Annotated in this window: 4 protein-coding genes and 1 pseudogene; 2 read left to right on the forward strand and 3 right to left on the reverse strand. The window is 61.7% G+C overall.

Annotation, left to right across the window (positions count from 1 at the left end; translation table 11 throughout):
* Nucleotides 1–414: 414 nt before the first annotated feature.
* On the forward strand, nucleotides 415–1,047 hold the full coding sequence (locus PQR40_RS28450) for a helix-turn-helix domain-containing protein (RefSeq protein WP_408510323.1): 633 nt from the start codon (nucleotides 415–417) through the stop codon (nucleotides 1,045–1,047).
* 96 nt (nucleotides 1,048–1,143) lie between these two features.
* Here the strand turns inward: PQR40_RS28450 and PQR40_RS28455 are convergent, their stop codons facing one another.
* Nucleotides 1,144–4,158, reverse strand: coding sequence for an FAD-binding and (Fe-S)-binding domain-containing protein (locus tag PQR40_RS28455; RefSeq protein WP_408510324.1), 3,015 nt, complete (start codon nucleotides 4,156–4,158; stop codon nucleotides 1,144–1,146).
* A gap of 52 nt (nucleotides 4,159–4,210) precedes the next feature.
* Nucleotides 4,211–5,248: a DUF1338 domain-containing protein gene (locus PQR40_RS28460; protein ID WP_408230851.1), complete on the reverse strand. Its 1,038-nt coding sequence runs from the start codon at nucleotides 5,246–5,248 to the stop codon at nucleotides 4,211–4,213.
* Nucleotides 5,249–5,415: 167 nt separating this feature from the next.
* Between PQR40_RS28460 and PQR40_RS28465 the strand changes: the two are divergent.
* Nucleotides 5,416–5,534: pseudogene (locus PQR40_RS28465) on the forward strand (LysR family transcriptional regulator); the annotation flags it as partial.
* Nucleotides 5,535–5,609: 75 nt separating this feature from the next.
* Here PQR40_RS28465 and PQR40_RS28470 read toward each other — a convergent pair.
* The coding region (locus PQR40_RS28470) for an autotransporter family protein (protein ID WP_408510325.1) at nucleotides 5,610–6,751 on the reverse strand (1,142 nt) is incomplete at its 5' end.

A 6,751-nucleotide genomic window follows, 5' to 3' on the forward strand; every position in this document is an offset into this window, starting at 1 on the left:
CATCGACAGCGTGGGTCGCCAACGCTGGAAGCACCCGATTCGCGCGCATGTTGCATCCGTGCTGCATCAGAGCAGTCCGCGTTTTTCAGACGACTTCAGATTAAATCAATTGATTTAACTTAGTCAACGGCATTCAATCGTACCTCGGGGAAACACTGATCCCGTGCTTGTACGAAGGTTTTGGAGACCAATCGATGCCGTGCGCGGACTGGAAAGTCGGCCTAAAGCCTGCCAAGTCCGCGGTGGAACGGGATTGAAACTGACCGCGTCAACCTCGTGTAGCGCCATGTTTCCGATGGGAAAAGTTGCTCGATGGTCGCGTGAACCGAACGCTACCCAGGCCAGCCCTTCTCAAATGTTATTATCGGAAACACGACCCGCCTCCCAAGGCGCGCATTTGAGCCGTTGGACCCCATGGATACTCACCTCACCAAACCCGCCGACCAATCGACAACCGACCTCGGGCGCCGCGTCCGCGCCGCCCGCCAGGCGCAGGATTTGACGCTCGAAACCGCGAGCCGCCTCTGCGGCGTCTCCCGCTCGACGCTGTCAAAAGTCGAAAACGGCCTGATGTCCCCCACCTTCGACATCCTGCAGAAAATCGTCCTCGGCCTGAAGATTGAAATCGGCGAGCTGTTCGGTTCGACACCCAAAGTCAGCGCCAGCGGCCGACGCGCTCTGACTCGCAAAGACGAAGGTCAGCGCCACGCCTATCGCGGCTATCAGATGGAGTTACTCGCCACGGATCTGGCGCACAAGGCGATGTTGCCGTTCCGCATCCGCATCTCTGCGCACACGCTGGACGCGTTCGACGACTGGGGCCGTCACGAAGGCGAAGAATTCCTGTATGTGATCAGCGGCAGCGTGTGCCTGTATTCCGAGTTGTACGCGCCGACGCATCTGAATGCTGGCGACAGTCTGTACTTCGACAGCCGCACCGGGCACGCCGCGGTCTCCACAAGTGAAGAAGACGCCGAAGTATTGTGGATGGCGACCAGCGTCGACGTCGCGCAAGCACCGGCCACCGCCGAGCCGGCGAAAAAATAGCCAAAGCGCGTGGACCGCGCAACAACACGTCTCAACACCAAAAGCGAAAACCGATGCCGCTGGCAGCGCTAACGCCACTGCCACCGCTACGGCGCCTTAACAACGCGCCGCCAACGCCCGCTGCGCCAGTTGCGCGATATGCATCGTGTGTTGCCCAGTCCCCTGCTCGATCTGCTCACGGCAACTGAAGCCGTTGGTCAGCACAATCGTTTCCGCATTCGCAGCGGTAGCAGCACGCACAGCCGGAAACAGCGTGTCCTCGCCGATCTTTTCCGAGAGCGCGTAATGCTCTTCGTTAAAGCCGAACGATCCCGCCATCCCACAGCATCCCGTATCGAGCAATTTCCACTTCACGCCGAGCTTGTTCAACAGCGCGGTATCGCCTTGCATGCCAAACAGCGCCTTCTGATGACAATGCCCGTGCACGATCACATCCGCTGCAAGCGTCGGCCAATCGAACGGCTGACGCGCGACGAAATCGGAAAACAGAAAGGTCTGCGCCGACAGTTGTTTCGCTAACGCATGACCGGGAAGTTGCTTCAGCAGTTCATCCTTGAACACCGATAAGCAACCGGGTTCGAGTCCAACCAGCGGCACACCGGCGGCAATATCGTCCCCAAGGTCATCGAGAATCGTGGTCAGCAACTCACGCGCACGGTCAAGCAAACCGAAGTCATACAGCGGACGTCCGCAACACAAACGGTTCTTCGGCAGCACGACGTGCCAGCCCATTTGCGTCAGCACATCGGCAGCGGCCTGCGCAATCTCGGGCGTGAAGTGATCGTTGAAGGTATCGACCCACAGGATGACTTTCTTGACCTCTTCGCCGGAACGAGCCGTACTCGCAGCTTGAGGCGAGCGCTGCGCAATCTGCCGATACGTCTGCGTAGCAAACCTCGGCAGTTCACGCGCCTGCGCCACCCCGGCAACCCACTTTCCAACCGAAGCCAACCCTGGCGCCGACGTCATGAAATTCGTCAACTTCGGAAACTTTGCCGCCCACGGCGCCCATTCTCCGATCCGTCCCATGAACAGCGCCTGGCGTGGCCGGCGATTCGTCTCGTAGTAATGCGAAAGAAATTCCGCCTTGTATGAAGCCATATCCGTATGCGTCGGGCAATCGGATTTGCAGCCCTTGCACGCAAGGCAGGTATCGAGCGCTTCTCTCACTTCGCGGCTTTGCCAGCCGTCAGCGATCACGTCGCCTTGCAACATTTCCCAGAACAGATGCGCGCGGCCACGCGTCGAATATTTTTCTTCACGCGTCGCGCGATAGCTCGGGCACATCGTGCCGCCTTCGAGCGAACGGCACTTGCCCATGCCGATGCATCGTTCGATCTCGCGCTGAAAACCGTCACCTTCCTGGCTCGTGAACGTGAGCTTCGTTTGCAGGGTCACCGATTTGTACGCCGGACCCATGCGCAGATTTTCATCGGCGCGATACGCATGCACAACCTTGCCGGGATTCAATCGATTAGCCGGATCCCAGATTGCCTTGAACTGCTCCATGGCCCGCATCAGTTCAGGGCCATACATGATCGGCAGGAATTCAGCCTTGGCCTGGCCGTCGCCGTGTTCGCCGGAAAGCGAGCCGCCGAATTCGACCACCAGTTCCGCCGCTTCGCGCAGAAACTTACGCCACGTTGAGACACCTTCCACGCTGCGCAGATCGAAGGTAATACGCGCGTGCACGCAGCCATCGCCGAAATGACCGTACAGGCTCGTCTCGTAGCCGTAACGATCTACCAGTGCCTGAAACGCGCGCAGATAGTCGCCAAGACGCATTGGATCAACCGCCGCGTCTTCCCAGCCGACCATCGGATCGGGCGTGCCCGCCTCCACCGACAACGCCACCGCCGACGCACCCGTCTCGCGGATCGACCACACCTTCGCCTGCAATGCGCGATCTTCGACGAGCATCGCCGACACGTTCGGCCCTGCTTCGCCCGACAAAAAATACGCCGCAGCGGTTTCCGCCTGGCGCACGGCATCGGCTTGCGTGTCTCCGCCGAATTCGAGCACGACCCAGGCATCGCCTTCGGGCAGCAAGGCGATCTCGTCCTTCTTCAATCCACGCGCCTGCAAGCCGCGGATGATCGCGCGGTCGAGTCCCTCGATCGCGATCGGCCCGCAGCGCATGAAATGTGGCACGGCGTCGGCGGCGATGTAGATATCCGTGAAGCCGACTACGACGATCACGCGTTTCGCCGGACTCTTCACGAGCCGCACTTTCGCCTGCAGGGTTACCGCGCAAGTGCCCTCGGTGCCGACCAGCGCACGCGCGACATTGAAGCCGTTTTCCGGCAGCAGTTGATCGAGATTGAAGCCCGACACGCGTCGCTTGATTTGCGGGAATTTCGCGCGAATCTGATCCGCGTAGGTGTCGCGCAGTTGCCTGAGTGCGGCGTAGATTTCGCCCTGGCGGCCACCTGCGGCGATGATCCGTTCAAGTTCGCCGTCAGATGTGGGCCCGACCCAGAAACGCGCGCCATCGAAGGTCGCAATTTCCAGTGCCTCGACGTTCTCAACCGTCTTGCCGGCCATCACCGAATGCGCGCCGCACGAGTTGTTGGCGATCATGCCGCCGAGCGTGCAGCGGCTGTGCGTTGCGGGATCGGGGGCGAAAGTGAGACCGTGCTCTTCGGCGGCGTCGCGCAAGGTATCGCAGACCACGCCCGGCTCGACGATCGCTACGCCCGCCACGGGATCGACCGACACAACCCGATTCACATACTTGCTCGCGTCGGCGACCACCGCGACGTTCACACATTGGCCGTTCTGCGACGTGCCGCCGCCGCGCGGGAGAAAAGGCACGTCATTGCGGCGGCATGCCGCGAGCGTTTCGACCAGATCGTCGACGTCCGACGGCACCACCACGGCCAGCGGGACTTGCCGATAGTTCGACGCGTCCGCCGCATACAGCGCTTTCGAGCCCCGATCGAACCGCACTTCGCCGCGCACAGTGCGGCGCAAATCTGCTTCGAGCGCGTGCATGACGGCAGCGGTACTCGAAAACGGCGTGGCGATGCGCAGCTCTCTCGACGTGCTATCGGCGTCGCTCAACGAGGCATTCACGTTCGCGCCCTGCTCTTCATCCAATGACGTTCCCACTGCGTCCCTCACGTCTCGTGTCCAACGTCCGCGTGACGACCTGCTTGACACATCACGCAGCCTGGCTTGCGGTCATCTTGAAGATGCCCTGTGCGTTGCCTGCGTCGAAACGCAGGTCCGTTTCCCAGCGGCGTGCATCCTGATCGAAAGTCCGCTTGCGCGTGATGAACTCGTAGAACGAGCCCGGCACGTCGCGCGTCACGATGCTGCCATCGGCTGCGCGGAATTCGCGCTGCACGATGTCCGCGCGGTACGCGGTCTGAAATACGCGGCCCGAACGCGAGCGCTCGACTTCCGGCTTCATTGGACGACCCTTCGCCTTTTCGTCGTCGGCAAGTTTGAACACGTCCACGACGCGATCAGTGGCGTGATTGAAGGCATTGCCTTCGGTCGCGATCCACGCCATTTCCGCCGACTCCTTCAACAGTACTTCGTAATCGGCTTCGCGTGGCGTCTCGTGTTGACGCGCGAACGCGCCGACGATCACCGGCAACAAAGCATGAGCCGCCTCGAGCGGCAACACGCCCTCACGTTCGAGCTCCCACAACTGACCAACGGCCTGAGGTGTCAACGGATCGCGCGAATCGCCGATCACGTTCGTCACCGCCCGCTGGAATTCCGCCGAGAAACGCTCCGGATGCAATTCGCTGAGGAAAAACTGCGCGATCTCGTCGGGGGCGTCGTCATGGGCCCAGGCGCGGCCGGTCATGCCGAGACGGTCAAGCGGATAACGGCCGTTGATGCTGAAGCCGAGCGGACGCAGGATGCGCGCGAAAGCCGCTTCGCCCGGTGGCAACGCGCCGCTTTCTGTCCAGCGCACTGTGCGCAATGCGCCGTGGTCGAAGTAGACGTTACCGCCAGCGGCGATCGTCCCCTCCGTGTATTGGCGGCCATTCGCCGAGCGCGCCAGAAGGCCTTCGAATAGCGCCATGTTCAGCGCCTGAGCCAGTTCGGCACGCGTGACGATGCCGTCTTCCCATTCGTTGAGGATCTGCGGATGGTTCAGCGTAGCGAACAGCCTCGCGGTTTTCTCAGCGCCAAGCAGTTTTAGCAGGAGTTGTTCGACATTCGCATTTTTGGTGTTTCGCATATTGATCTCGACGGAGTGCGGTAAGCGCGCGTTCGTGTGTTTGAAGGTGGCCTGCCGGCCAGGCTTCAAGACGCGAGCGCGGTATCGTTGGATGCACGATTATTCAAACCCACAGCGCCGCCGTAAAGCGAGATTAAATCGCTACTTGATGCGTTTTTGGAATGAACATGCGGAAGTTCAGGATCCCGACATGGGCGCGCTGCTCGCTTTCGGAGCCGCCGTGCGACACGAAAGCTTCGCATATGCGGCGTGCGGGCTATTCCTCACCGAAACTCGCCGAAAGCGCGGCGAACCCATTCCTGGCAGGACTCGACGACGCCAGGTCGTTTGATCTCCGCGCGCCCTGGCGTCGCCCCCGCCTTCACCAGCGCCAACGCACGCCAAGATCTCCCTCGACGGTACGTTGATGCGCGCCGCCCAGATTGAACAGATATCCCGCCGTCGCATAGACGCTGACGGTGTTGTTCAACCGGGCCGAGACGCCGGCGCCGACATGTCCCTCGGTTTGACCGACCGTCGTCGGGATCGCCGTGGTGCCGGCGAAGGTCGCCTCGTCCGTCCCGCCGAAATAACGCAACACGTTAACGCGTACGTAGGGTTCCCATTGCGTCCCGAGCGCGGAGAACTGCCCCAGCAGCCGTGCACCGATGCGCCCGATCAGACCGCTCGCGCTGTGGAACGAGACGGTAGAAACGCCATCGTTCAGGTCATTGATGTGCGTGTGCTGATAGATCAATTGCAACTGCGGCTCGATCGACAGATTCAGCGGCAACGGAATCGGCAAGCCGGCCTCCACCGATGCCGTGAACGCATTGCCATGCGTGGTCGCGCCGATGTTCTGATTGGAGCGCGGATCGATCGTCATCGTGCTGCCCATCAGCACGGTGTCTGTATACCAACCGCCGGGGCCGATGTGCGTCCAGTAGCCGCCGAGGCTGTATGAATTGATCGACAGATGACCGGCCGAAAAATCCGGTTGCGCGAGCGCGAAGCCGTTGACGTCGCCGGTCGCGCGGGCGTAGCCGAGCAGGAAACCGTAGTGGTTGCGGTGGCCGCTCGAACTCGAGTCGGCATAGAGGTCCTGTCCGACCTGCGCGCCGACGATCGTGCCGTCGAATTCCTGGTTCACCGCACCGTCGTTGCCTTGTACCGTGTGCCCACCCCATACGCGGCCCCATCCTGCCGGCGCCACGCCATTCTCGTTTAGCAAACTCTGCGAGCCTTGCCGATCGTGGAAGGTGCCGATCTGCTCAACGGCAAGTTCGCGCGCCAGCGACGGCACTTCGGCGTAGACCGGTACTTCCATGCGATAGATCGGCACGGGTGTCGCAGCGTTGGCTGTGACGACGGGCAGAGCAGGCGCGCCGACCGCGAGGACGGGCGCTGGGAGCGCTGCGGGCGCGGGTGTCGGTGTCGGCGCAGGGGCGCCCGTTGGCGTTGGCGTTGGCGTTGGCGTTGGCGTTGGCGTTGGCGTTGGCGTTGGCGTTGGCGCGGGTGTCGGTG

The organism is Paraburkholderia sediminicola, from assembly GCF_046026855.1.
Classification (GTDB): Bacteria; Pseudomonadota; Gammaproteobacteria; order Burkholderiales; family Burkholderiaceae; genus Paraburkholderia; species Paraburkholderia sediminicola_A.